Below are 24,781 nucleotides of genomic sequence, written 5' to 3' on the forward strand. Positions count from 1 at the left end.
GTCTCATTCCCCCTCGTTTTTTTCACTTAATATAAACTCGATGGCAGAAAGCTCCTCGTTTGAAAAGTCCGCTGATTGCAAGGCTTGAACGTTTTCCTCTATTTGTTGCGCCCGGCTTGCTCCAATTAAAACGGAGGTCATCCGGGCATCCTTCAAAAGCCATGAGAGCGCCATTTGCGGGAGCGATTGTCCCCGTTCTTTCGCAACCAGATTCAGCCTTTGCGCCTTACTGACCGTCCTTTCGGTAATGTGCTCCGCCTGGAGGAAAGGACTGTTCGCATCCTTTGCTCTTGAGGTTTCCGGGATGGAGGAAACGTACTTTGTCGTGAGAAGCCCTTGAGCAAGCGGCGCAAACGCGATGCAGCCGGCTCCCTTTTTGTCCAGCACATCAAGCAGCCCTTTTTCCGGATCTCGGTGAAACATCGAATATTCCGTCTGATGGATGGCGAGCCGGACTCCGAGCTGTTGTAAAAGATCGGCGGAGCGCTCTGTCTCTTCAGGGCTGTAGTTTGACAGTCCGACATACAAAGCTTTTCCTTGACGCACAAAGCCCGCCAGCGTCTCCATCGTTTCCTCAAGCGGCGTTTCAGGATCAGGACGATGCGAATAGAAGAGGTCCACATAATCAAGCCCCAGCCGCTTTAAACTTTGATTCAAGCTGGCAGTTAAATGTTTTTTTGAACCGCCATTGCCATACGGCCCCTTCCACATGTCATAGCCGGCTTTAGTGCTGATGACGAGTTCATCACGGTAAGGCGCAAAATCCGTTTTCAGCATGCGCCCGAACATCTCCTCAGCGGAGCCGGGCGGCGGGCCGTAATTGTTGGCCAGATCAAAATGGACAATGCCTGCATCAAATGCGGCTCTCAGCATGGACCGCGCGTTCTCCGGAGAATAGGCAGCGCCGAACTGATGCCAGAGGCCGAGAGAAACGGCGGGAAGCCTTAATCCGGTTCGCCCGGCTTTGTGATAGGTCATTTTGTCATAGCGTTCAGTCTTTGCTTCGTATCCCATACGTTCCTCCTAAAGCGGCGTCTCCGCTTTGTTTCCCGCTATGTACAGAGCGGGCTTCGGCGGTTTTTTCATCCCTGTTCCGAGATAAAAGCTTGTGTGCGGCGGCTGGTTGTACGCGGTGTTCTGCCAAGCGATCCCGAGCCTGTAAACCGGATCGTGCATCAGTGTGTAAAAACGATGGCGGGTAAGGTGTGTCGTTGTATAGATACGGAGCGCACTGCTGTCTTCGGTTCTCCAAATGACCTCTTCCCGCCAGTCTCCGAACAGGTTGGCCTGAAGAACCGGGTTTCCTTTTGTCCCGTTGTTGGACAGCACACCTTCCGGCTGAAAAATCGTTTTTAAACAGCGGTTTTCAGCATCCCACTTTTCAATCTTTGGTTTGCCGATTGTTCCATTCCATTCATGATCCAACAGCTCCCTGACCAAGTCCCCGTCCCACCAAATGGCGAAATTGGCTGAAGCAGGCGCTTTGTCGCTGATTTTTTCTCCTTTGCTCGTATAGAGCCCATATGACATTCCTTCATTGCCCGGCGGATCGATTCCCCAGACGAGTGATCCCTTGTACCGAGGGTCAATGTGAGCCGCCATTCCTCTGCCGACATCTGTTCCGGCATGGACGCCCCATAACACCTCGCCTGTTCCGGCATCACGCAGCGACAACCCATACGGCTTGCTTGCGTCCTCATGAACCTGAAACACTTCAAGCCCTTTGCGTGACGGATCTAGATCGCCGACGTGCATAGCGTCTCCGTGTCCGAGTTCCGTCGTGTACAGACCGGTTCCGTCATGATCAACCGCCATGGCGCCGTAAATAATTTCATCCTTTCCATCTCCATCAACATCGGCAACGCTCAAGCTGTGGTTGCCCTGTCCCGCGTATGCTTCATGCCCCGGCTGATTGGAATCAAACATCCAGCGTTTTTTGAGCCTGCCGTTCCTGAAATCATAAGCGACCAGTACCGCTCTCGTATAGTAGCCGCGCGCCATCACGAGGCTCGGCCGTTCCCCATCCAAATAAGCGATTCCGGCGAGAAAACGGTCCATGCGGTTTCCGTAGCGGTCTCCCCAGTCATCCAGCTTGCCGCGGGGCGGTTCATATTCCACGGTCGTGAGCGCTTCACCGGTTTCCCCTTTAAACACTGTCAAATATTCCGGACCTGACAGGATTCTGCCCTGCTCATTCCTGAAATCGGCATGCGCTTCACCGATGGTGTTTCCTTTGCCGTCTATTGTGCCGTCGGCTGTTTTCATAGCGATTTCTGCTTTTCCGTCACCGTCTAAGTCATAGACCATAAACTGCGTATAATGGGCGCCTGCTCTGATATTTCTGCCGAGGTTGATCCGCCACAGAAAAGTGCCATTCAGTTTATAGGCGTCAATGAGGACGTCTCCGGTATATCCGTCGTGGGCGTTATCTTTTGAGTTGGACGGGTCCCATTTCAGGATGATTTCATATTCTCCGTCCCCATCCACATCTCCGACGCTCGCATCATTGGCGCTGTAGGTATACGGTTTTCCGTCCGGTGTCACGCCGCCTTCGGGTTTGTTAAGCGGGAGCTCGAGAACGTTTTCCCGCCAAACGGAAGCTTCTTTCGAAAGCCTTTCTTCCCGGCCTTTATAGACAGCCGCCACTTGATAGAGAGAGCCCTCCGTTCCCTTTTCATCCAGAAAATTGGTGCTATCCGCAATCGGTTTGCCAGTGATCCGATCTCCGTTCCGATAAATGTGAAAAGCAACAGTCTCATGATCGGTTGCGAGAAAACGCCAGCTCACAAATACGCCTTGCTCCGTTTTGACCGCGATCAGGCCTCTGGTCAGGTATTCCATTTGCCTCTTTTTTGGTTTCATTTTATATGGGAACGGGCCAAGCGTACGGCCCGTTCCTTCCCCCCTTCTGTTAAGGCGTATACATATTCGGTTTAGACTGTGCCGCCATGCCGTCTCCTAAAAAAAAGCTTGTATGCGGCGGCTGGTTATACGCGACATTTTGCCAGGCAATGCCGAGCCGGTACACAGGATCATGCATCAGCGTATACAGCCTGTGCTCGGTCGGGATTGTGGTGGTGTAGATGCGGAGCGCACTGCTGTCCTCGGTTCTCCACACAGCTTCCTCCCGCCAGTCACCGAGCAGATCAGCCTGAAGAGCCGGTGTTGCTTTTGTAGAGTTATTGGAGACAGCACCTGATGCCGTCAGCAGGTTTTTAGAGACGCCGTTTTGATAATCCCATTTATCAATCCTGTTGCTGTCCAGCTGTTCCCGCAGCAGGTCATCGTCCCACCAGATGCCGAAATTGGTTGACGACGGCACACTGCTGCCGATTTTGGCGCCTTTCGATGTGTAAAGAGAACCGTTCGCCCAAACCTCTTGTCCCGGATAGCGCGGATCAATATCAGCAGCCATGCCCCGGCCTACATCCTTGCCGGCGTGGACACCCCAAATGATTTTTCCCGTTGCGGCGTCACGGAAGGATAAGCCGTATTGCGCGTTTTTGTCCTCATGAACCTGAAATACTTCAAGCCCCGGCCGGCTCGGATCAAGATCTCCGGCATGCAGCGCGTCTCCGTGGCCTAAGCCTGTCGAGTACATGCCTTTGCCGTCATGGTCAACAGCCATTGAGCCGAAGATGATTTCATCCTTGCCGTCTCCGTCCACATCTGCAATGCTTAAGTTGTGATTTCCCTGTCCGGCGAAAGCTTGATTACCCGACTTAGAGGAATCCAGCGTCCAAAGCTTTGACAGTTTTCCGTCTCTGAAGTTATACGCAACAAGCATGGTTTTTGCGTAATAGCCTCTAGTCATAATCAGGCTCGGACGCTGTCCGTCGAGATACGCAATGCCCGCAAGAAAACGATCGACCCGGTTGCCGTAGCTGTCACCCCAATCTGATACATTGCCCCGTGCCGGTTCAAAGTTTGAAGTGACAAGCTCTTTTCCCGTTTCACCTTGAAAGACAGTCAGGTACTCAGGACCAGAAAGCACACGCCCCTGCTCATTTCTGTAATCGGCATTCGCATTTCCGATCACTTTTCCCGTGCCGTCTTTTGTTCCGTCAGCGGTCTTCATCGCCACTTCCGCTTTTCCGTCACCATCCAGGTCATACACCATAAACTGAGTGTAGTGTGCGCCCGCTCTGATGTTTTTGCCGAGACCGATTCGCCATAATTTTGTTCCGTCCAGCTTATACGCATCAATAAACACTTCACCCGTATAGCTGTCCTGTGAATTGTCCTTTGAATTGGACGGATCCCATTTTAGGATCAGCTCATACTGCCCATCGCCATCCACATCGCCCGTACTGGCATCATTGGCACTGTAGGTATAGGCTTCACCCTTTGGTGTCTTGCCGCCAGCCGGTTTATCAAGCGGAACGGAATGATACGGCTGTGCCCATACAGAGGCTTTTTCAGAAGCGGCCTGCTCGGTTCCGTTTACAACAGCCCGAATGGAATACGATGAGCCAGCTGTTCCGTTTTTATCGATATAATTCGTGGATTTGACAGGCGAAGCATTCAGCTTTTGTCCGTCTCTGTACACATTAAACGTCACAGATGCGTTTTCTGTCCCAAGAAACCGCCAGCTGACAAAAATGCCGCCATCCGTTTTGACTGCCACAAGGCCCCGGTTCAGCGCTTCCATCTGCCGCGCCGCTCCTTCTGCTTTGACAGGAAACACAGAAGCCCCCATCATCAACAACACCAACAATGTGAGAGTGGTAAACATGCTTTTTCTTCGTCTAATCATCAGACAGCTCCTTATCATTTATATGTAAGCGCTTACTTAAATTGGATTTTATGCGCTTGAGGAGCTGTCTTCAATGTCACATTTTTGCATAAACGTTTTTGATTAGCTGCACTTTTTTGCCCGTTTGTCATTTTTTTGTTTATCAGGCCTGATGACGGTGCTGCGCCTCTGTTTTTTGAAACCCTCTGAAAGCAAAAAACATCGACACGAGCCCAAATAAACTTGGGCCGTAAAATGGGATCAGGCCCGGAAGCGTATACAGCAAATAAAGCACAAATCCGCAGCCGATCAGCATACAGCCGGTGGTCAGCGGCCGCATGGCGCCTAACAGCAGCGCTTGCGGAATATATTGGCGAAGCGGAAGCTCGTAATGCACATAAAGAGGAAACACATACATGAGCGCGACAGTATACAAAAGCCCCGCCAAGAGGGTGCAGCTCGTCACGGTAAAGGACAGCCAATCCGCACTTGCCGAAAAATAATAATAATTAGCCGACAAAATAAGCAAAAGAGCAAAAAACGCAAGTCCAATCGCATTGACCTTCAGAAACTCTTTTTTGTAGGTATCCAGAAATAACGCAAATACTGGGACATCTTTTTGCCCCATCAGCCATTTCCGTATGACGGCACACATCGCGGCTGTGCTCGGCGCCCATCCGAAAAGAACGCCGCCCATAAGTGTAAACAACAGCCACAGCCCGTTCAGCCACGCGATTTTCACGACCGCTTCACAGCCTGCATAAAGCGCATCCGTCACAGTCGTCTTCATTTTCTCACCGCTTGGTGCACAGACAAATCACGATAAGCGGCTTTCATCGGCGACATTTGCCTCAGCCCGATTTTTCCTTTCGTTAACACAGGTCCGAATGTGCTTCCGTCATCCTGCCACTCCAGAATGGGCAGATCATTGATCGAAAAATGCACATACCCTTTATCCTTAATAAGCTTCATATGATACGGGGAATCAGCGTCGTCCGGAGAAGGCAGCTGATCAGCTCCCATTGCAGCGAGGTGGAAACCGCGGCTTTTTCTTACATTGCAGGTGCGGAACGCTCTTTCCTCCGGGTATTTTCTGCGGAAATACGACAGATGGAGCGCATTGATGTCTCCGGAATGGTATTCGGGGTACTTTCCTGTTCTTTTCTTGAGTCGCGGGTCAAATAAGTCCTCGCCTCCGATGCCGGCAGCTGCGAAAAACAGCATACACAGCCCCGGCTGTTCAATCGGGTAAAAATCCCACTTCACAATGATGCCGTCGGGAAATGTTTCCGGGCACCAATAAACAAAGTGCGCTTCGTCCTGTACATGTGACAGGTGCATACGGTAATCTTCGAATGAAACCTGCCCGCCTCCCTCCATCCGCCAGTCCTTCACATCGCTTGCTGAACGGAGCGGATTGCGGTACAGGCACGCGCCTTCTTTATACATGTTCTTTCCCCTCCCGGCTTACGAGATGGTCCTTCAGCGGAAAGCCGATTTCTTCGATGCCTTCAGCAACGAGCTTCGCAACCTCCATGGCCCCTTCTTCTGAAAAATGCGTATTATCCTCAATGCCATCTGGATAATTCGGATGTTCATTCGGCTGAAGCCACACGAACAAACGCTTTGACTCCTCCGGTCCGTATGCTTCATAAAGCGCCTTCGTTTTCGTTAGCAAATCAATGACCGGCACATCAAGCTCCTTCGCTAACGCTTTCATCGCATCCGGATACTCACCGAGCGTGTGCTCAATCCTTCCGTTTTCATCAAAGCGGCGGCGCTGCACTGATGTAACGAACACAGGCTGCGCTCCTTTTTCTCGTGCTGTGTCCGCAAACAAAGTGAGAAATTGCTGATACGTCGAGTACGGCTTCGTCCCCCGCGGTTTCTGGTCATTGTGGCCGAATTGAATAAACAAATAATCGCCTTGTGCTATGCACTCAGCAATCGCCCGAAGCCTTCCTTCCTCCACAAAAGAGTTGGTGCTTGCTCCCCCTTTGGCGTGATTGCGCACCTTCACCTGTTCAGTGAACAATTGACCGAAAACCTGCCCCCAGCCTGCCATCGGCGCTTCATGCGGCGGGCAGTCGCTTACGGTGGAATCCCCTGCTAAAAACACCTGAATCGGTTTTTCCATCACATGTCCTCTCCTTTCACGGCGTTTCCTGATACATTTGCCTAAAAACTCCCGGCGGCATGCCGACCTGCTTTTTAAAAATCCGGTTGAAATAATTGTGGCGATAGCCGACTTCTTCTGACACATCATGAATTTTTTTATTCGTATTTACCAGCAGTTCTTTTGCTTTTTCAATTCTGATGCGGGTCACATAATCAATAAAATTAACGCCCGTCACTTGTTTAAAGGCCTTGCTCAAGGTATAAGAATTCATGCCCAGCGCATCCGCGCAGCTTTCAAGAGAAAGATCCGCCATATACTGCTCATGAATCATCGCAATCACACGTTCTGCCACCTGTTTTTGCTGTCTGTTTTTTCTGCCTTCAAGTTTGGCGAGATACGGGGTGACAACCGCATCCATCAGCCAGGCAGCCGCTTGGACAGGCTCATGCAGCTCAGATATTTCCCGAAGCATATCCCTGTTGCCAAACAGCTCGCTCGGATGAAGGCCGGAATGCAGAATATCCTCCTGGATGCGGGAAAACAGCTGAATCAGCGCAGAATGCACTTGTCTGTCGCTGACCGCCTTTTCGGCCAGTTCATCCATACATAAGCGAATCAGCTCTTCTGCTTCCGCTTTTCTTTCCAGCCGAATGGCCTGAACGATTTGCTTTTCAAGTTCAAAAGGATAGCAGGGTGCGGATGGCTCAGCCTGAAAAACATCATCCTGCAAATCTATGATCTGATGGCGATTGGCAAAACACCTGCGGGACTTGCCGCTTTTCACATCCTTAAACAGAGATGGGATATCCATAATACGGGCCGATTGCCTGCTCATTGTTCCGGTCAGGCTTAGTCCCGTGACAGCACCAAATATGCGGGCCAGCTCTGAAACATACCCCTTCAGATCCGATCCGCTCGTTTTCATCACAAGCACGGTGACGGAAAGGCGGCCAATATCAAGAATTGAAGGTTGAAAACGGCGGTTTGCCGCAAGCTCCTCATGTAAATTGGTCAGTGTAAACACAGCAAGCTGTTCATCATCGGCATAGAACATGCTTTGATCACCACGAAGCCCTGTCACCTGAAGATCAAGCACGTGAAATACGTGTTCCCCGATGGCCCAGCCCGCATCCTCCATCCGCGATCTGAGGCTGTCCTCTGTGTCATAGTAAAAATCACCCTGGAGAAGGTGCTGCAAAATACTCTTTTTCATATGGGGCGTCTGCCGGAGCAGCTGCTCTTGAAGCTTTCGGCTCTCAAGGGAAAGGTCATTCCATCTCTTTTCTATCCACTTAAATTCGTCCTGGCCTGACGCCTGCCATGTTTTTTTCTCTCCTCCCGTAAACAGTCGGAGCAGATGCTGAATCGGGCGATAGATTTTCTTTGAAGCGTACCACGTCATGCACACAGCCAAGCCGATACAAATGACAAGCATCACAATAATCACCTTTGATAAAAACACCATCGGCGCTGTAATAGCTGAAAGAGGCGCCGCAGAAACAAAGGTCCACTTCTGATGCATTCGCTTCATTTCTCCATAGGAGACGGAATACACCGTGCCGTCCCAATCCATCTGAAAATGACCTTTGTGGTGAGGCTGTTTATTCACCTCATTCAGTAAAGCATTTTCAAAATCCTTTTCTCCCCCATGGAAAAGCACCTCCCGCTTTTGATCAAGAAGTAGCGCGCTGCCTTCAGGGTAAGGAGACAAACTTTGCAGGAGCGCCTCCATTTCTTTCGGGTCTACCGTCAGCATGATCGCGCCAAACGGTTTCTCGGCCGCACCCGGAATGAGCTGAATCAGTGCGGCGTCTTTTCCCGGCCGGCTCCAATAAATACTCCGATCTGAGGTGAGAAGCGAGCGGTATTTGCGAAGCATATCCTGTTCTGTCAGCGCGCTGTATTCAGGGCTCAGCACAAGAGGCCGGGGGCTGTTCAGAAAGATAGAAGCCTGCTGAATCAGCGGCTGCTGGTCCCGCAATAGAAACAGCTTTTTCGTTAATTGATAGGAGAATGTAAAGTCTTTCTCCAAATCCTTTTCGGCCAATCCGTTCATCAGCGAGGAATCGTATGCCATTTGGGCAAGCGTCAGCTCAAGGTCTTCCAGCTTCTCATCCAACCGGCTGACTTCACGCGCCACCTGTGTTTCATGCGACTTTTGCAGCTCTTTCTCCACCTTATCGATAGACAAAAAGTAGATGGCCCCGCCTGTCAGCAGTCCGGGAATACAGGCAATCAGCAAAATGAAAACAAAGTTTCTTTTGAAATACGTTCCCTTCCAGTGTGAAACCCGCTCTTTCTGTTGAGGCTGTTTTTTCATCCCTTTCCCCCCGCCGCCGTCTTTACTGATACACGCGTTTTTTCGTTCTCAGCACATCAGCGAGAAATGTGAGTGCAAGCCCCTGTCCCCAGCCTTGTATTCGTTTGTAAGGCACTTGTTTGTATCCTTCCGCATTTTTCATGACGGCTGTGCCCGCGGATACTTTGCTGACACGTCCGTCCTCTTCCACCGCATCCAAAATGGCGGCAAGTGATTTCTGCACGTATTTTGTATAGAGCTTCCCGGTCGACAGCAAAGCAGAGGCAATGCCCGCCGATGCGGAAACCTCCAAATACGAATCCGGATCATCCAAAATGGTATGCCACAGCCCTGAATCGTCCTGCAGCCGGACAAGCGCGCTCAGCTGGTCTCTGAGCGATCCATCAATAATCATAAAAGAAGGATGCGTCACCTCAATGAGCGGGAGCGCTTTTGCCATCGTGAGCGCAGCCCAGCCATTCGCCCGCCCCCAATAAATCCCCGACAAGTGATTTTGCGCTTTGTTGTCCCAGGCATGGTAATACAAATTGGTTACGGGGTCCTGCAGCACGTCCTCATGTCCATGAAACTGGCGCAGACCGTCCTCGAAGTAATCCTCCCGCTCCATCACACGGCCGATTCTCAGCATAAACAGCCCCGCCATCATCAGCGTATCCGCCCATGCCTGCTCAGGAAACACATAATCCGCCGAGTTCACCGTATGCTGAAGAATACCTTCCCCAAAGCGAGGCGCATGATGAAGCACATATTCCGCCATCTCGCCAGCCGTTTCCAAATAGACATGATCTCCCGTCACCTGATGCAGAAACAAAAGCGTATGCCCGATCGATACACCGTTGATCGACAGCGGCGGCAGCCCATCCTCAAGCTGTTCATCCACCCACGTTTTTAACAGTTTGATATACTCCTCGTTTTCCGTCGCTTCATACGCCTCTGCCACGCCGTAAAACGCGACGCCGCCCGGCCAATCCCACGCAAAATCCATTTGAAATGTCCGTTTCACAATTCTGTCCATAACGGATGTGACCTTTTCTTCATCAAAGATAAGCTGTGCCATCTGCAACACTCCTTTTTATTTTAATCCGGTCGTACTGATGCCCTGAACGATATATTTTTGAAACAGAAAGAATACGAGAATCACAGGCAATAACGAAACGGCAGACATGGCAAACATCGCGCCCCAGTTCGAAGCGGATTCCGTATCGAGGAAAAGCTTCAGCGCAAGTGAAACAGGATAAAGCTCCGGCTTATTCAAATATAAGAGCGGCTGAATCAGCTCCTCCCACTTCCAATAGAAAGAAAAAATCGCAGACGTCGCAAGCGCCGGTGCAATGAGCGGCAGAATGATCCGCCAAAAACAGGCAAAGCGCCCGCACCCGTCGATTCTCGCTGCTTCATCCAGCTCCTCAGGGATCGTCCGGATAAACTGGATCATCAGAAAGATAAAAAACGCATGCCCGAAAAATTGCGGAACGACAATCGGTTTAAAAGAATTCAGCCAGTCTAATTTCGCAAACATAATGTACTGCGGAATCATCAGCACTTCATGCGGCAGCATTAACGTCCCCATCATACAGGCGAACCAAAATGCTTTTCCTTTAAACGGGATGCGCGCGAAGCCGTAGGCAATGACAGCCGATGACAGAACAGCGCCGATTGTAGACAGCCCGACAATGATCGCCGAGTTTTTAATAAAGGTCAAAAACGGCTGACCCGCAATGCCCTTCCACCCTTCAGCATAGTTGCTGAGAATAAAAGGATCTGGAATGAGAGAATGAGAGGTTGTGAAAATACTGGAGCTTTCTTTAAAAGAACTGACAAACAGCCAAATGACGGGATACAGCAATAACACCGCCAGTGACGCCGTAAAAACATGGAACAGAATGCGTTTTGGCCTGATGCGCCCGGCTTTTTTCCCTTCAAACACCGGGGCTTGCCTGACAGGCTGGTTGACCGGCTCCATCCGTTATTCCTCCTTTGATTCGTAGTGAACCCAATATGATGATGTTTTAAATAAAATCAGCGTAATCAGCCCGACAATGATCAGCATGATCCACGCCATCGCCGAGGCGTAGCCCATTTGAAAATAGTTAAACGCCCGCTGGAACAAATAGAGTGAATACAATAGCGTCCCGTCAAGCGGACCGCCCTCGCCTTTTGAGATGATATAGGCTGGGGTAAAGGTCATAAAAGCAGAAATCGTCTGCATGACCAGGTTAAAGAAAATAATCGGCGTCAGCATCGGAAGCGTGATCCTAAAGAAGCGCTGCACGCGGTTTGCGCCGTCCACGCTGGCCGCCTCCAAGTACGATGCCGGAATGTTTTTCAGCCCGGCCAGAAAAATCAGCATGGATGACCCAAACTGCCAGACGGACAGCAGAATCAGCGTCCATAACGCGCTTGCCGGGTCTTGGTACCAGAGAATTTTTTGATCGATCCCGACAAAAAACAGCAGCGCATTGATGACCCCGTCATTGCCGAAAATATTGCGCCACATAATGGCAACAGCCACACTTCCGCCGATGATAGAAGGCAGATAAAACAGCGTCCTGTAGATAGCCGTCCCCTTTGCCGCATTGTTTAAAATGACGGCAATAAAAAGCGCGAAGCCGAGGCGGAGCGGAACCCCGGCAAGCACATACGTGAAAGTGACCTTCAGCGACTGCCAATACTTTTCGTCACCCGTAAACATTTCCTTATAGTTATCGAGCCCGATCCATTTCGGCGCCGTAAACAGGTCGTAGCTTGTAAAGGACAGAAACAGGGACGCGCCCATCGGAATCACCGTAAAACAGAAGAAGCCGATAATAAACGGAGAAATAAAAGCATATCCCGCCAGATTGTCTTTTCTCATACTCCGGCTTATTTTCATTCTGTCAGCCCCATTTCCCGTCAATTATTCCTCTCTAAAATGTCATTGGCCTGCTTCCGGAACGTTTTGGCGGCTTTTTCCGGCGATACCTTCTGATACAGAATCTGATCAGATGTATCCTTCAGCAGCTTAATAACCTCCGCGCTTCCCACCGGCTCCGGCGGATCGGCTTTGCTGATATTTTTCGACGCGGCTTCCACATATTCCACAATGTTGGCCTCTTCCTCATTCAGCTCCGGTTTAATCGCATCTGCCACCTTGTCGGATACCGGAACGCCCCGCTCGCCTTTAATCAGCTGGTTCGCTTCTTCATTATTCACGAAGAAATCAATAAACTTCGCGGCCTCTTTTTTATGCTCTGAGCTTTTCGGAATAGAAAACAGCATACTCGGCTTCAGCGTCAGCGCTTTTTCCTTCATTTGCTGCGGCGGCAGATAGAGAGAAAGCGGCGAGTCTGTCAACCGGGCAAAGCCTAAATATTGATTCGAGTAGTTCCATGTAATGGCTGATTTGCCTTTGACAATAAAGTCATCTTCCATCCCTTTAATTTGGGCGCTTTCGTCCGGTGTTGGCGACGTTTTTGCTTTGACCAGTCTCAGCTGCCTCTCAAAATAGTCAACAAACAGCTTGTCATCCTGATACGCAAGGCCCGTGCCGTCCTCTTTATAAAAACGCTCACCCTTCGTGCGCAAATAATACGGGAAGAAAATATCAGGCGGGTGCATTCCGTTAGATCCGTATACGCCGGCTTTTTCCTGCAGCTCATACGCCAGCTTCTCATAATCCTTCCACGTCCAGTTTTCCTGATGAATTGAAACACCGGCTTTCTTCAGCAGATCATCATTGGCAATCACAGAAAGCACGTTGACCCCAAGTGTAAATCCGTAAAGCTTTCCGTCAATCTTTCCGCCGGACAGCATATTCTCATCGATTGAACTGACATCAATTGTTCCGTCCTTCATATATGGCGTTAAATCCTCAAGCTGATTTTTCTTTCCGTATTGCGCCAAATATGCCGTATCCATTTGAATGACATCAGGCAGCTGTCCCGCGGCAGACATTGGCGCAAGCTTCTTCCAATAGTCATCCCAGTTCGCAAATTCAGCTTCAATATGGACGTGCGGATTCTTTTTCTCATATAATTCAATGACCTTTGTTGTATAGTCATGCCGCGGCTGTCCGCCCCACCATGCGATTCTGAGCGTAATGTCTTCTTTTTTCCCTGATGCTTCTTCACCCGCAGAACATCCGCTGAAAAACAAGACGCACACAAGTGACAGCAGCACGTAGTAAACCTTCTTCACATCAATCCCTCCTTTAATGTAAGTGCTTACATTTTATTTTAAAGGGTTGTGACGGGGCGAAACACTCAAAAAACAGTGGCGAAAGTTAAAAAAACAGAGATGGCTATCCTGCGGAAGCGCCTCCCTGTTTTCTTCTGAATTCTGACGGTGTCAGACCGGTATATTTTTTAAAGACGAGACTGAAATACTTCGGATTATCACCGAATCCGATTTCTTCCGCGATTTCTGATACACTCACATCCCGCCTCAGCTTCATCTGCTTCATCGCATGCTCAAGACGCACCCGCGTAACATATTGGGAAAACTTTTCGCCTGTCTCCTGCTTAAAGATTTTCCCCACATAATCAGGGTTCATAAACAGCATATCTTTTGCTGCCCATTTCAGAGAGAGATTCGGATTGCCAAGCTCGTCGGCGACAAGCCTGGTGATTTTAGAAATCAATTCACTCCGCTTTTGGCCACCGGCCGTTTCAGTTGCTTCACGGAACAGCTGTCCTGCGTCCTGCAGCTCCCCCGTCCGGCTGATGATCACCCGGCAGCCTGCAAAGCCGTCCGCCGCCTTTTTCTCCAGATCGGGCGTGCCCTCCTCCACGGCAAACACCGCACGTCCTCCGCTGCAGCAAAAAGCTGTCAGCGCGTAACCAAACGCCTCTCTGGCGGCAGAATCTTCAGGCTGAGTGTTCTCCGCGATGATAAGGCGAATCTTCTTTCCTGCAAGCGAAGGCGGCGGAGACAGATGGGTGACACCGGCGATCAAGCCTTCCAGGTATTGATCAGCCGCAAAGGAACGGATATGATTCAGCTCATGTTTCAGGTGGGCGGCTTTCTTCTTCCGCACATCATGCCGCTTCAGCTCGGCGATGATTTCCTCTAATGAACGGATAATCTGCTGCTCATTACAGGGCTTCAGCAAATAATGCCTTACCCCGTATTTCATCGCTTCCTTCGCGTACTCAAACTCCCCAAAACCAGACAGGACGATAAATTGCACGGACGGGCAAACGGCTGATATCTTTTTGATCAGCTGAAGCCCGTCCATACCGGGCATTTTTACATCAGTGATGACGATATGCGGCTGCTTGTTTACGATCTTCTCATACGCTTCAATTCCGTTCTGCGCTTTGCCGACTAAAGAAGCGCCAAGCGTCTCCCACTCAATGATCCCTGCCATTCCGTCAAGAATGATCCTCTCATCATCAGCAAGCAGTATTTTGTACATCACACCACCTCATTTCGGCACGGTATTGTCAGCAAAATCGCCGTTCCCTTCCCTTTTTCACTTTGAATGCGTAAGCCATACGGCTCCCCGAACATCAGTCGGATGCGTTCATGAATATTCCAGAGCCCGATCCCTCTTCCGCCCGTTTTTTCAAGAATACGTTCGTCCATGCCGGGCCCATTATCTTCGACAGTAATACAGACGCACTCCTCTGTTTTTTTCGCTTGAAGGCGGATAGCGCATGGCCGAGTAAAAGGCTCAAGCGCGTATTGAATCGCATTCTCCGCCAGCGGCTGGAGTGTCAGCTTCGGAATTCGGCAATGCTTCACCTCATCGGCGATGTCCAGTGTGAAGTTCAAGCGCTCCTCAAACCGGAACCGCTGAATCGTCATATAGTGAAGCACAATATCGGCCTCCTCCTGAAGGGTCACTGTATCTTCTTTGATATGAATGCTGTTTTGCAGGAGAAAACCGAGCGATTCCACCATTTGAGAAATTTGCTTCTGCTGATTCGCTTTCGCCAGCCAATTGATGGACTCAAGCGTGTTATACAAAAAATGCGGGTTAATCTGGGCTTGCAGCGCCTTCAACTCTGTTTCTTTAATAATAAGCTGCTTTTCCACATTTTCTTCCATCAGCTCATTGATCCGCTTCATCATCACGGTAAAATGGCGGTTCAGCGTTCCGGCCTCATCCTGTGTGTGTTCCGGCAGTGACAGCGACACGCCCGCCTCAATCCCGCCGTGCTGCACCGATTTCATTGCGGACACAAGCTGCTCGATCGGCTCTGTGATGCTGTTGGCAATCTTCCGCCCGAAAAGCAAAACCACACTGAAAAACAAAAGAAAACACGTACCGATCACCGTTTTCATAAAGGAAATTTTCGCGAACATTTGATCAAAGGGGATGACATTGTAGTAGCTCCAGTTTTGATAGGATGATTGAAGGAAAGAAATAAAATAACGTTTGCCATTCTTTTTTACCAAGTCATAACCAGGATGCCGCAGCGTCTGCTTTGTCATCTCAGGCGTAAGCACCGATGCATGTGCCGAATACACCAGATTGCCGTCCTTGTCTGCGATCATTATGTCTCCGACCGAATCGCCCCAATCCTTCGGCAAATCACGAATCATCTGTTTCACATTCACTTGAATCAGCACCATGCCCAAGCCATTTAAACTCAGCTGATGAAACGATCTGATTTGCCGCGCTGAAATCAGGACAGGATCTGAATTGCCAAAAGTCATCCAAAGATTCCTGCCTTTTTGCACTTTCGCCCGTTCAAATACCTCTTCCTGCTGCTGCTTCATAAGGTCCGATGAACTGCTTCCGGCGGAATACTCTGAGCCGCGGGCATCAATCAAATGAATCGAATCAATGTACTTTTCATCGCCGGCATATTGCGCAAGCTGATCCCACAGCTCCTGCTTCATTTGATACTGGTCATACGTATCATCACGGTTTTGCATGCTGAGAATGCGCTGAATTTGTTCATCGGTAATGATTTCATACGATACATCTTCAATTTTCTTCAGCTCGTCTTCAATCCGTTCAGAAGACATCCGCAGCACCTCCGAGGATTTGCGGTAAATCTGCTCATCATAGACATGAAAAGCGTACTGCACCCCGCTGTATACAAACAGAAAGGACACGGCCATGATCGATGACAGAAACACAAACAGCTTATCCTTAATCTTCATCCGCCTGTACCAGCCCGCGACTCTTCCTTTCATGCCGCCTTTTCTTTCTCCTGACGCTGATCTATTGACCTAAATGCTGTAAAGGACAGCTTCGTTAACAACAAGCTCAGCGCGCTGCCGCTGAAAAACAGCAAAAACGTCATATGAAACAGCACAAGAAACAACATTCCGACCGCACCCGCTGCCATCATCAGCGTCACCAATGGCCGGCTGAAGGCAATCAAAAAGCTGATGCTCAGCACCTGTCTGAGCTTTACATCAAAATGAGAAAAGACCGGAAACACATATAACAGCACAAACAAGAAAATCAATCCGATGCTCATAAACACATTCACCAGCACAGGCTGATTCATCTGAGCGGCAATCCGTATATCCGCAAACAAAAACAAGCCGGCCGTCACAAGAATGAGCCCCAACAGCTGAGCTGCACCCCACTCCTTCTTAAACGTCCGGATAAACACAGAAAACACCGGGACATCCGTGTTCCCCTTCGCCCACTCTCTCGCCACTGAAAACATCGCGGCCGTAGCAGGCATCAACCCAAACACGACGAGCCCGGCAAGAGAAAACAAGATCCACAGCACATTTACATAAGCCAGTCTCATCACCCATGTACAAAAACGATTCAGCCCATTTGTCAGGCTATGTATCATCGACATCACCTTCCCACTACAGAAAACGCTTTCATTGCAAAGTAATATGTATTTCTCCACTCGAAAGAAAATTCCTGCCGCCCCGTAAAAAATTCGACATCATTTGAGACGGCACATGTCTTACCTTCTCCTGATTTGCCTTTTCAACAGCCGGAACACCGTCTCGATCAAGTACCCGGCAAACGCTCCGACTATCACATGAATCCCAAGCATGCCCAGCGCCATGCCATCCCAGCCGCCGACAAAAAAGATGCTGCACCAAATTGTGATCACACCGAGAACAAGCAGCCCACCCAGTATCCATTCCGGCCATTTATTTGGCGGCATCCTCAACCGCAGAAAAATGGAGACACAAGCGGAAATACAAGCCGTCGCAATGGCCATCACATAAAAAAAAATCATCCGCCCTGTCCTCCCTTTTCAAAAAGGCAAAAAAGCCCCCTAAAAAGGACGCTTATTCTGACTTGTTCAGTTCTTTCTCAAACAAATGAAACCCCGAGGCATCTGATCCCTTAAATTCATATCCCATTCTCCGGTAGAAGGAATGCAAGGCGTCGTTATCAGCAACACAATCAAGACGGATCCGCTGTTTCCCCGGATACTCAACACCTGTCTCCGTCCATGTGAGAATCTCGGCCCCAAGCCCATTCCCCGCAAACCGGCGGCTGACCGCCAGTCGATGCAAATAAATGGACTCTTCGTGCCCTTCGTCTCCCCAAAGCGTTCTGTCCCACTCGCTCGGCTCAGGCAGAAGCATCACTACACCGGCCAGCTCTTGATCTTTCTGGAACACAAACACATGTCCGCTTTCAATTGAGCCAACAATATCATGTGAGTCATGCCCCTCCAGCAGCCCGCTCCATTGGTCAGAGCCCCGGTCCCGCAGCCATTCAGCCGTACGGACGAGCAGTCCCGTTATTTGCTCTGCATCCTCACGATCTGCCAGGCCGGCGTGAAAATCATTTGCGACAGTTTCTTTCGTAATCCTAAAAGATGTCATAAAGGCCCCCCGATCAAAACTAAACTTACATGCATACCTTCATTATAATGCAAGCAAACGACAAAAAAACAGAATATTTTGTCTGTATGTAAAAGGACGCATGAAGGGAGCCTCCGCTGCCTGTTAAAAGAGTTTCTTCTTATCCCGTTCTTCTTTTAAAATCTCAACCGCTTCCCTGAAGCGCATAGAATGCACAATTTCACGTTCACGCAAAAACCGCAGAGAATCGTTCAAATCAGGATCATCCGAAATATCAATCAGCCACTGATACGTCGCACGCGCTTTTTCTTCTGCCGCGATATCTTCATACAAATCCGCAATCGGATCGCCCTTCGCCTGAATATAGCTTGCCGTAAAAGGCACTCCCGCCGCATTGTGATAAAATAGCGCGCCGTCATGATTCGCGTAATGATCGCCAAGCCCGGCTTCACGCAGCTGCTCCGGCGTCGCATCTTTCGTCAGCTTATACACCATCGTCGCAATCATTTCCAGATGGGCAAACTCCTCCGTGCCGATATCTGTTAAAAGGCCGATGACCTTATCAGGAATGGTATAACGCTGGTTCAAATACCGGAGAGCCGCGGCCAGCTCGCCGTCCGCTCCGCCATATTGCTCAATCAAATACTTCGCCAGCGTCGGATTGCACGTGCTGACCTTGACAGGATATTGCAGCTTCTTTTCATACACCCACATTCAGTCATTCCTCCTTATACTTGCCACGGCCAAGGCCCTTTTCCCCAATCCCAATCCTCGCCCGCGGGGCTGTTTCCGAACTGCAGAAGCGGTCCGTAAGATGATTCGAACTGTCTTTTTAAGTGCCTCGAATAACCGGAATATTGATTAAATTGCTTCAGTGCGTCTTCATCATCAGGATGTGTATCTAAATACAGACTCAGCTCAACAAGCACAAAATCCGCTGCTTGAATCTGCTCAAGCTGGCGGTAATATTCCGCATCAACCTTTTTTGTCATGTGTGTCTCCCCCTCGATAAGGATTTTCATAAAAATCATAGAGATCCTTCCAAAGGGTGCCTTTCCTTAAAGCCTCCATCGGCGAAAACTGCTCCATATGCTCAGGCTGAAAGGTCATATAGAGGTTAGGCGGCGTTCTGTAATATTTCTTCCCTATGGGCGGACAGGGATCAAAACGGCTGTGAAAGGGCGTGTATGATTTAACAGGTGTAAACGGCTGCATATCCTTCATTCTGGCTCCTCCTTTCTCAAAAACAATGACCTTAATAGGTATGAGGCAGGAGGCGTTATGATGACAAAAATCTTAATAAGGAAGCTTGATCTGTTTTTCTATACCTGCAATCCGGAGCGGTACCAAAAGCGTTAAACGCGTTAATTGACTCGCCATAAATAAAGGACTGTACTTCATGCCGCTTTCCAGCCAGGAACAAATCACCCCGATATGGGCGGAGGTGATATAGCTGACCAGTATCTCTTTCGGAATCTGAAGCTGTTTCTCAGATTCTTCAATGGATGAAAGCAATTCCGTAAATTCGTTTCAGAACGAATTCCGCCATCAGACTTCTGAATTGAGGAAGCCCTCTGTCACTCAGCATCACTTGAAAGTACTCGGCGTGTTCATGGATGTACTCAAAGAGCTTCACAAATAAAACAGGCGGATGATCCTCATCCATACTGACCTGTTCCACCGGCGTCTCTGGTTTAACCTGCCGGATTAAATCATCGAGAACCTCCGTCAGATTCAAAATCGGCACCGAAAACGCGGCAAGCCTTTTTAAACTCAATAGATAAAAAGAAACCTTCGGCAAAGCCGAAGGTCTTTCTAGACTGTTCAGTCCAAAATGAGGTCAGCGCGTCCAGTACGAAGCGTGATCAGCCGCAAACTCATCCAGCGAGCGGGGCTCTTTTCCCGTGACACGCTTCACTGTATCCGTCACCCGATGTTCGGCACCATGGCGGATCGCTTCATCTAATTCCGCCATAAAGCGGGCGTAATCCGCAGGCAAACCTGCTGTTTCCAGCCTGTTTTGCAGTTCGGAAGAAGACATGCTGACATGCGTCACCGGTCGTCCCGCCGCGGCTCCGATAATCTCCGCCGCTTCAGCGTAGCTCAGCGCCTCAGGTCCCGTCAGAATATGATGAGTATTATGAGGCACACTGTCAATCAAAGCACGCACTCCTGTTTCTGCAATATCATCAGCATCAATAAAACCAAGTTTCCCTTCACCCGCCGCCGTGATGATCTGCCCTTCAGTTTGAATGGACATGCGATGCTGGACATTGATGAAGTTTTACATGAAGTATGACGGCCGCAACACCGCCCATTCCGGAAACCCGCGTACTGCACGATACAATGCCCCAAACACAGGACCATCCTCAGGAACAGCGGACGCGCTGAGCATCACCACACGTTCAGCACCGAGCCGCTTTGCTTCCTTTAAAAAGGGAAGCACATAAGGAAACGGATCAAACACACCAACCGGCGCAACGAGGTAAATCCGTTTCACCCGCTCCAATGCAGGCGTAAAGCTGGACTCATCCTTCCAATCAAAATATACATACTCCGCATTGCTAATCTCGCCCTTTTTCCTGCTCGCGATGCGAACGCTGTAACCCTGCTCAATTAACCGTTTAGCAATCCGGCTCCCTGTTGTGCCGGTTCCTCCCGTAATCAGAATCTGATCGTGATTCATCATTTTTCATCCTCCTCTGTTTGTACAAATGTTTCTCCAAACGTCTCATTGACGACAAGCGGATTCCAATAATCCTTATAATGCAAAATGCTGCCGTCCTTCGTTTCAATCACACTGATATAGGTTTGCCGGTAAGGCAGCCCAGTCGCGATCGCATAGCCTTCACATTGAAACTCCGCAATGATCGTGTTTGTATCAGCCGAGCGATACACTGTCGGAGCAGTAAAAGCAAAAATATCAGGAAAATCCTTAATATAATCGTAAATGGCCGCCTTCCCTTCAATTCTTTCCGGAAATCCCTCTGGCGCATAGGGAAACTCCAACACAGCATGTTCATCCCACAGTCTGCCCAGCGCTCCATATCCTTTTCAAGCATATATTGCATAAATTGATTCAGTGTGTCACATGCTTTTTCGTATTCCGTCATCATCATGGATCATCACCTCGTTTTATTTTAGACCATTCAGTCCGAAAACTGCATCAAAGGGCAAAGCACCCTTTATCAAAAAAAGTCAATCAAGTACAGATAAACTCACTTCAACATAATCCTGAAGCTGGTCAAAATCAGCAGAAACCTTAGCGATAAACGTCAGAGACAGCCGGCTCTGGTTTAAATAACGGGCAAGGGCCGATATATCAAGATGCTCCTTCAATTCTCCTTCAGCCTGTGCTCTTCTCAGCGCCTGATAAAAGGCCGTCTCAAGCTGTTTCGTCTGTCCTTCAAAGTACCAGGCAAGGTCCGGATCATGCGGGATTTGTTCAATAGCGCTGTTGATGATAAAACACGCCTTTGAACGTTCAGGATCTTTCAGGACATTCACACCCTCCTGAAAAATATCACGAATGGCTTCCTTGACAGAGCCCGGTGCCTCAAGCCTTTCCACAACAGCCGCGTTTTTTCCCTCAAGATACGTTTTCACAGCTGACAGAAACAAATCCCGCTTCGTTCCATACGTATCGTACAAACTCTGGCGCGCAATGCCTAAATGAGAAAGCAGCTCTTGCAGTGACGTGCCTTCGTAGCCATACTCTCCAAAAACCTCTATCGCTCTGCGCAAAACAAGCGCGGTATCGAATTCTTTATTCCTACCCAAACGAATATCACCTCCTGCAAGAAGATATTACCTTTTCCAGACTGAACAGTCAAGAAAAAGAAAAAGAAAAAGAAAAAAACACCCTTGATCAGCAAGAGTGTCCGTTCTCCACGCTTTTTATTTATGGCCGTCTTTTCCCCAGTGCCCCATTTGGTGGTGATGGTGCCCGTAGTTACCATCATGATGATGCCCATAATTTCCGTCCTCATGATGCCCGTAATTTCCGTCATCATGATGCCCATAATTTCCATCCTGATGATGTCCGTAATTTCCATCCTGATGATGTCCGTGATGTCCATCATTATCATAGTGCATTCCGTAGCTCGGATAACTCATTGAGCTCGGATAGCCTCCGCTTGGGTAGCCGCCGAATCCTCCAGACATGCCATAACCCGGGTAGCCTGCGCCTCCATAACCTGGATGGCCCATCCCTGTATACATGCCTTGGCCCGGATAGCCCGCGCCTCCGTACATGCCGAATCCCGGACCGCCTGCACCATAACCTGGGTAAGCGCCAAAACCGGGTCCGCAGCAGAAGTGTCTTGTATCAGTCATATCCAATCTCTCCTTCACATAGGTTACAGTCCAGCGTATGAGAAGAGCTTGCAGATCGTATAGACACCCGCCTATAATCTCTAAAACAATTTCCCGGACAATAAAAAAAGCAGACCATGACAGTCTGCTCCTTTTTTATTCACCAAGATCTACGTTATGATACACCTGCTGAACGTCTTCCAAGTCCTCTAACGCGTCAATCAGCTTTTCGAACTGTTCCTTCGCGTCCTCAGGAAGTGTCACTTCACTTTGCGCAAGCATGGTCAGCTCCGCTACCGTAAATTCCTCGACGCCCGCGTTTTTAAATGCCTCCTGCACCGCATGGAATTGATCCGGCTCCGCATAGACGATCACGCTGTCATCCTCTTCTAAAATATCGCGGACATCCACATCCGCTTCCATGAGAATTTCAAGCGCTTCATCAGCCGTTTTACCTTCCACACCGATAACAGCCGTCGCGTCAAACATGTAAGCAACAGATCCGCTCACACCCATGTTTCCGCCATTTTTCCCGAACGCCGCACGCACTTCCGGCGCCGTACGGTTCACATTATTCGTCAGCGCATCAACGATAATCATTGATCCGTTCGGCCCGAAGCCCTCATAACGAAGCTCATCATAATTTTCTTCCGCTCCGCCCTTCGCCTTCTCGATCGCACGTTCAATGATATTTTTCGGCACGCTGTAAGTCTTCGCGCGTTCAAGCACAACTTTCAGCGCCTGATTGGATTCCGGATCAGGCTCGCCCTGCTTAGCCGCCACATAAATCTCACGGCCAAACTTTGCGTAAACCCGACTCGTATTTGCGTCCTTAGACGCCTTCTTCTCTTTAATATTGTTCCACTTACGGCCCATGATGTTCCACTCTCTTTCATATATATCAATCTAAATACTGTTATTCACTTTAACCATTATACCTCAAATGCTTTGGTTGTTTCGAGTGTCTTGCGTTAGAAATAGAAGGAATACGGTAGTTTAAAAGTACGAGACGACACAAACTTCCAATAAAGCAAGAAAAAAAGCCCTAGCTAAGGGCTTTCTTATCCTGATCAGTCATGTCATTGTGAGGAGAATGATCGATATACGTCGTGTTTCGATCCGTTGATTCCTTAACACCGCCGGAGTTTGTCAAGAACGGAAAAGACAGGCTTCCGCCAAATATAAGAGTAACACCAAGACATACCATCACTTTTTTCTTAATATTCATATAGACACTCCCCTTTTTGAATATCTTCTTGTGCTTGCAGCACTTTTCGGTAAAGCACAGCAGCATCTTCAAAATGACAGCGGCTTTCAAATACAGATGCCGCACTTTGGGCACATGCTTCCACATAGGCGTGCAGATTCTTTTCTTTAAAGCCGCTCAATACATCATGAATCCTGTCTTCATCCATAACATCTTTGTACACCGCCTGTAAGAACGTATACAATTCTTTATAGTATTTATGGTGAAGCATATTTGGATATTTTTTGATATGTTCTAAGCCTTCATCTATAAACTGAAACGCCTGTTGTTTTTGTCCAGCTTTACATAATGTCCAGCTTAACCCAAACAGTACTTTCGGAAGTAAGTCAGGGACCGTTTCTCTGCTTACTTTCGCCGCTTTTTGGAAGTGCTCAATTGCCAAATCATATCTTCCTGACCTGCCATAACTGTTGGCGATGTTCAATAAAGAGATGCCAATGAACCTGTCGTTTTGAATGTCCATTGCCAGCTCCAGCGCCTTTCTTAAATGCGGGAGCGCTTTATCATAACATCTGAAGTCATCATAATTTCCCGCTACGATAAACAAGCTTTGTATTCTTCTCATGCAATATAACGGATGATCTTGATAAATGTTTAAGGCTTGAAGGATATGATGCATCGACACATGAGTTTGTTTCATATTGTAGTATGCTTCTGCTACCTTAAAATGAAATTCCGCTTTCTCGATTTCATCTGTTACAAACGGAAGCTCCTTCTCCGCCTCACGGTAATATCCAATCGCTTCAACATATTCTTTCTGATCAAATTCATACATGCCGCGGAAAAACAAAGAGTAGTATTTCAAAAGACCTGTGAGTTTTTTCTGAGGGGCTTCAATCGTTTCTAAAAGCTCTGTCACTGTAGGGCGATTCCCGTAGGTTTGTCCCGGCTCCAAATAATCCAGCATCAGCTGGTGCCGAAAACACATCAGAGAATAATAGATCAGCAAATCCTGATCCTCTTCCATCTGCTGAATGTCCTGCTCCACCTCCGCTTTCAGAATCTCAGCATCCGGAACACTGAACTGGCGAATCATCTTGTACCATTCATTAATCTTAACACCAACACGCGAAGATGGTATCGCTTGCTTCACTCGCTTCCCTCCCTCTCTGTAAGATATGTCATATTCTATCAATCCCAAATTTTGAAAACAAGACAACAGGAAGAAATTGTTTTTTCATCCTGTCAATTTGTTTTCTTCAGCAAAAAAAGACCCCATGCAAGGGTCCCGTGTCATTCTTTTTTCATATACGTTTTCACTGATCATAACAGAGCTCTTTCGTCTGTTTTGCAAGCTAT

26 protein-coding genes and 2 pseudogenes are annotated in these 24,781 nt (G+C 48.9%); all 28 read right to left on the reverse strand.

The window, feature by feature from the left end:
* Positions 1 to 3 precede the first annotated feature (3 nt).
* The 28 genes and pseudogenes from mgrA to LNN34_RS12770 all read right to left on the reverse strand — a co-directional run bounded on the left by mgrA (position 4) and on the right by LNN34_RS12770 (position 24,575).
* Positions 4 to 1,014 (reverse strand): L-glyceraldehyde 3-phosphate reductase, encoded by a 1,011-nt coding sequence (gene mgrA / locus LNN34_RS12635; RefSeq protein WP_059353422.1) that lies wholly within the window; start codon positions 1,012 to 1,014, stop codon positions 4 to 6.
* 9 nt (positions 1,015 to 1,023) lie between these two features.
* Complete coding sequence (locus LNN34_RS12640; RefSeq protein ID WP_229043555.1) at positions 1,024 to 2,862, reverse strand: rhamnogalacturonan lyase; 1,839 nt, start codon at positions 2,860 to 2,862, stop codon at positions 1,024 to 1,026.
* A 49-nt stretch (positions 2,863 to 2,911) separates the two neighbouring features.
* A complete protein-coding gene (locus tag LNN34_RS12645; RefSeq protein WP_229043556.1) occupies positions 2,912 to 4,774 on the reverse strand; it encodes a rhamnogalacturonan lyase in 1,863 nt (620 codons plus the stop codon).
* Between the two features lie 124 nt (positions 4,775 to 4,898).
* On the reverse strand, positions 4,899 to 5,525 hold the full coding sequence (locus tag LNN34_RS12650) for a YesL family protein (RefSeq protein ID WP_229043557.1): 627 nt from the start codon (positions 5,523 to 5,525) through the stop codon (positions 4,899 to 4,901).
* A complete protein-coding gene (locus LNN34_RS12655; RefSeq protein ID WP_229043558.1) occupies positions 5,522 to 6,184 on the reverse strand; it encodes a YesU family protein in 663 nt (220 codons plus the stop codon). Before LNN34_RS12655 ends, LNN34_RS12650 begins: the two co-directional genes overlap by 4 nt.
* On the reverse strand, positions 6,177 to 6,875 hold the full coding sequence (locus tag LNN34_RS12660) for a rhamnogalacturonan acetylesterase (protein WP_099043452.1): 699 nt from the start codon (positions 6,873 to 6,875) through the stop codon (positions 6,177 to 6,179). The genes LNN34_RS12655 and LNN34_RS12660 overlap by 8 nt, the downstream gene beginning before the upstream one ends.
* A 13-nt stretch (positions 6,876 to 6,888) precedes the next feature.
* The gene (locus LNN34_RS12665) at positions 6,889 to 9,174 is read right to left on the reverse strand and encodes an AraC family transcriptional regulator (protein ID WP_229043559.1); all 2,286 of its coding nucleotides are present in this window, start codon (positions 9,172 to 9,174) and stop codon (positions 6,889 to 6,891) included.
* Positions 9,175 to 9,196: 22 nt separating this feature from the next.
* On the reverse strand, positions 9,197 to 10,231 hold the full coding sequence (yesR, locus tag LNN34_RS12670) for a rhamnogalacturonyl hydrolase YesR (protein ID WP_229043560.1): 1,035 nt from the start codon (positions 10,229 to 10,231) through the stop codon (positions 9,197 to 9,199).
* Positions 10,232 to 10,246: 15 nt separating this feature from the next.
* Positions 10,247 to 11,137: a carbohydrate ABC transporter permease gene (locus tag LNN34_RS12675; RefSeq protein WP_103672150.1), complete on the reverse strand. Its 891-nt coding sequence runs from the start codon at positions 11,135 to 11,137 to the stop codon at positions 10,247 to 10,249.
* 3 nt (positions 11,138 to 11,140) lie between these two features.
* Positions 11,141 to 12,070 carry a carbohydrate ABC transporter permease gene (locus LNN34_RS12680; RefSeq protein WP_083244573.1) on the reverse strand — a complete coding sequence of 310 codons (930 nt, stop codon included), beginning with the start codon at positions 12,068 to 12,070 and terminating at the stop codon, positions 11,141 to 11,143.
* Positions 12,067 to 13,350, reverse strand: a complete 1,284-nt coding sequence (locus LNN34_RS12685; protein ID WP_101863660.1) for an ABC transporter substrate-binding protein — start codon at positions 13,348 to 13,350, stop codon at positions 12,067 to 12,069. Before LNN34_RS12685 ends, LNN34_RS12680 begins: the two co-directional genes overlap by 4 nt.
* Before the next feature lie 103 nt (positions 13,351 to 13,453).
* A complete protein-coding gene (locus LNN34_RS12690) occupies positions 13,454 to 14,569 on the reverse strand; it encodes a response regulator transcription factor (protein WP_229043561.1) in 1,116 nt (371 codons plus the stop codon).
* On the reverse strand, positions 14,569 to 16,302 hold the full coding sequence (locus tag LNN34_RS12695) for a cache domain-containing sensor histidine kinase (protein WP_229043562.1): 1,734 nt from the start codon (positions 16,300 to 16,302) through the stop codon (positions 14,569 to 14,571). The genes LNN34_RS12690 and LNN34_RS12695 overlap by 1 nt, the downstream gene beginning before the upstream one ends.
* On the reverse strand, positions 16,299 to 16,928 hold the full coding sequence (locus LNN34_RS12700; protein ID WP_217828207.1) for a YesL family protein: 630 nt from the start codon (positions 16,926 to 16,928) through the stop codon (positions 16,299 to 16,301). The genes LNN34_RS12695 and LNN34_RS12700 overlap by 4 nt, the downstream gene beginning before the upstream one ends.
* Positions 16,929 to 17,042: 114 nt before the next feature.
* The gene (locus LNN34_RS12705) at positions 17,043 to 17,324 is read right to left on the reverse strand and encodes a YesK-like family protein (RefSeq protein WP_229043563.1); all 282 of its coding nucleotides are present in this window, start codon (positions 17,322 to 17,324) and stop codon (positions 17,043 to 17,045) included.
* Positions 17,325 to 17,376: 52 nt separating this feature from the next.
* Positions 17,377 to 17,922 carry a GNAT family N-acetyltransferase gene (locus LNN34_RS12710; RefSeq protein WP_044163492.1) on the reverse strand — a complete coding sequence of 182 codons (546 nt, stop codon included), beginning with the start codon at positions 17,920 to 17,922 and terminating at the stop codon, positions 17,377 to 17,379.
* Between the two features lie 123 nt (positions 17,923 to 18,045).
* Positions 18,046 to 18,615, reverse strand: a complete 570-nt coding sequence (gene cotJC / locus LNN34_RS12715) for a spore coat protein CotJC (RefSeq protein ID WP_024120490.1) — start codon at positions 18,613 to 18,615, stop codon at positions 18,046 to 18,048.
* Positions 18,616 to 18,629: 14 nt separating this feature from the next.
* Positions 18,630 to 18,893, reverse strand: coding sequence for a spore coat protein CotJB (gene cotJB / locus LNN34_RS12720; RefSeq protein ID WP_044163490.1), 264 nt, complete (start codon positions 18,891 to 18,893; stop codon positions 18,630 to 18,632).
* Entirely contained in the window at positions 18,877 to 19,125 is a 249-nt protein-coding gene (gene cotJA / locus LNN34_RS12725; RefSeq protein WP_024120488.1) for a spore coat-associated protein CotJA, read from the reverse strand. The genes cotJB and cotJA overlap by 17 nt, the downstream gene beginning before the upstream one ends.
* Positions 19,126 to 19,197: 72 nt before the next feature.
* Entirely contained in the window at positions 19,198 to 19,416 is a 219-nt protein-coding gene (locus LNN34_RS12730; protein WP_229043564.1) for a TetR-like C-terminal domain-containing protein, read from the reverse strand.
* Positions 19,400 to 19,702, reverse strand: a complete 303-nt coding sequence (locus LNN34_RS12735; RefSeq protein ID WP_229043576.1) for a TetR-like C-terminal domain-containing protein — start codon at positions 19,700 to 19,702, stop codon at positions 19,400 to 19,402. Before LNN34_RS12735 ends, LNN34_RS12730 begins: the two co-directional genes overlap by 17 nt.
* Positions 19,703 to 19,741: 39 nt before the next feature.
* Positions 19,742 to 20,590: pseudogene (locus LNN34_RS12740) on the reverse strand (NAD-dependent epimerase/dehydratase family protein).
* A pseudogene (locus tag LNN34_RS12745) lies at positions 20,587 to 21,020 on the reverse strand (nuclear transport factor 2 family protein). Before LNN34_RS12745 ends, LNN34_RS12740 begins: the two co-directional pseudogenes overlap by 4 nt.
* A gap of 79 nt (positions 21,021 to 21,099) precedes the next feature.
* Positions 21,100 to 21,681: a TetR/AcrR family transcriptional regulator gene (locus tag LNN34_RS12750; protein ID WP_229043565.1), complete on the reverse strand. Its 582-nt coding sequence runs from the start codon at positions 21,679 to 21,681 to the stop codon at positions 21,100 to 21,102.
* A gap of 117 nt (positions 21,682 to 21,798) precedes the next feature.
* A complete protein-coding gene (locus LNN34_RS12755) occupies positions 21,799 to 22,236 on the reverse strand; it encodes a spore coat protein (protein WP_229043566.1) in 438 nt (145 codons plus the stop codon).
* 135 nt (positions 22,237 to 22,371) lie between these two features.
* Entirely contained in the window at positions 22,372 to 23,091 is a 720-nt protein-coding gene (locus tag LNN34_RS12760; protein ID WP_010333282.1) for a YebC/PmpR family DNA-binding transcriptional regulator, read from the reverse strand.
* A 169-nt stretch (positions 23,092 to 23,260) separates the two neighbouring features.
* Positions 23,261 to 23,443, reverse strand: coding sequence for a hypothetical protein (locus LNN34_RS12765; RefSeq protein WP_044163478.1), 183 nt, complete (start codon positions 23,441 to 23,443; stop codon positions 23,261 to 23,263).
* Entirely contained in the window at positions 23,433 to 24,575 is a 1,143-nt protein-coding gene (locus LNN34_RS12770; protein WP_229043567.1) for a tetratricopeptide repeat protein, read from the reverse strand. The genes LNN34_RS12765 and LNN34_RS12770 overlap by 11 nt, the downstream gene beginning before the upstream one ends.
* Positions 24,576 to 24,781 lie beyond the last annotated feature (206 nt).

Source organism: Bacillus sp. AF23, from assembly GCF_020861455.1.
Taxonomy (GTDB): Bacteria; Bacillota; Bacilli; order Bacillales; family Bacillaceae; genus Bacillus; species Bacillus halotolerans.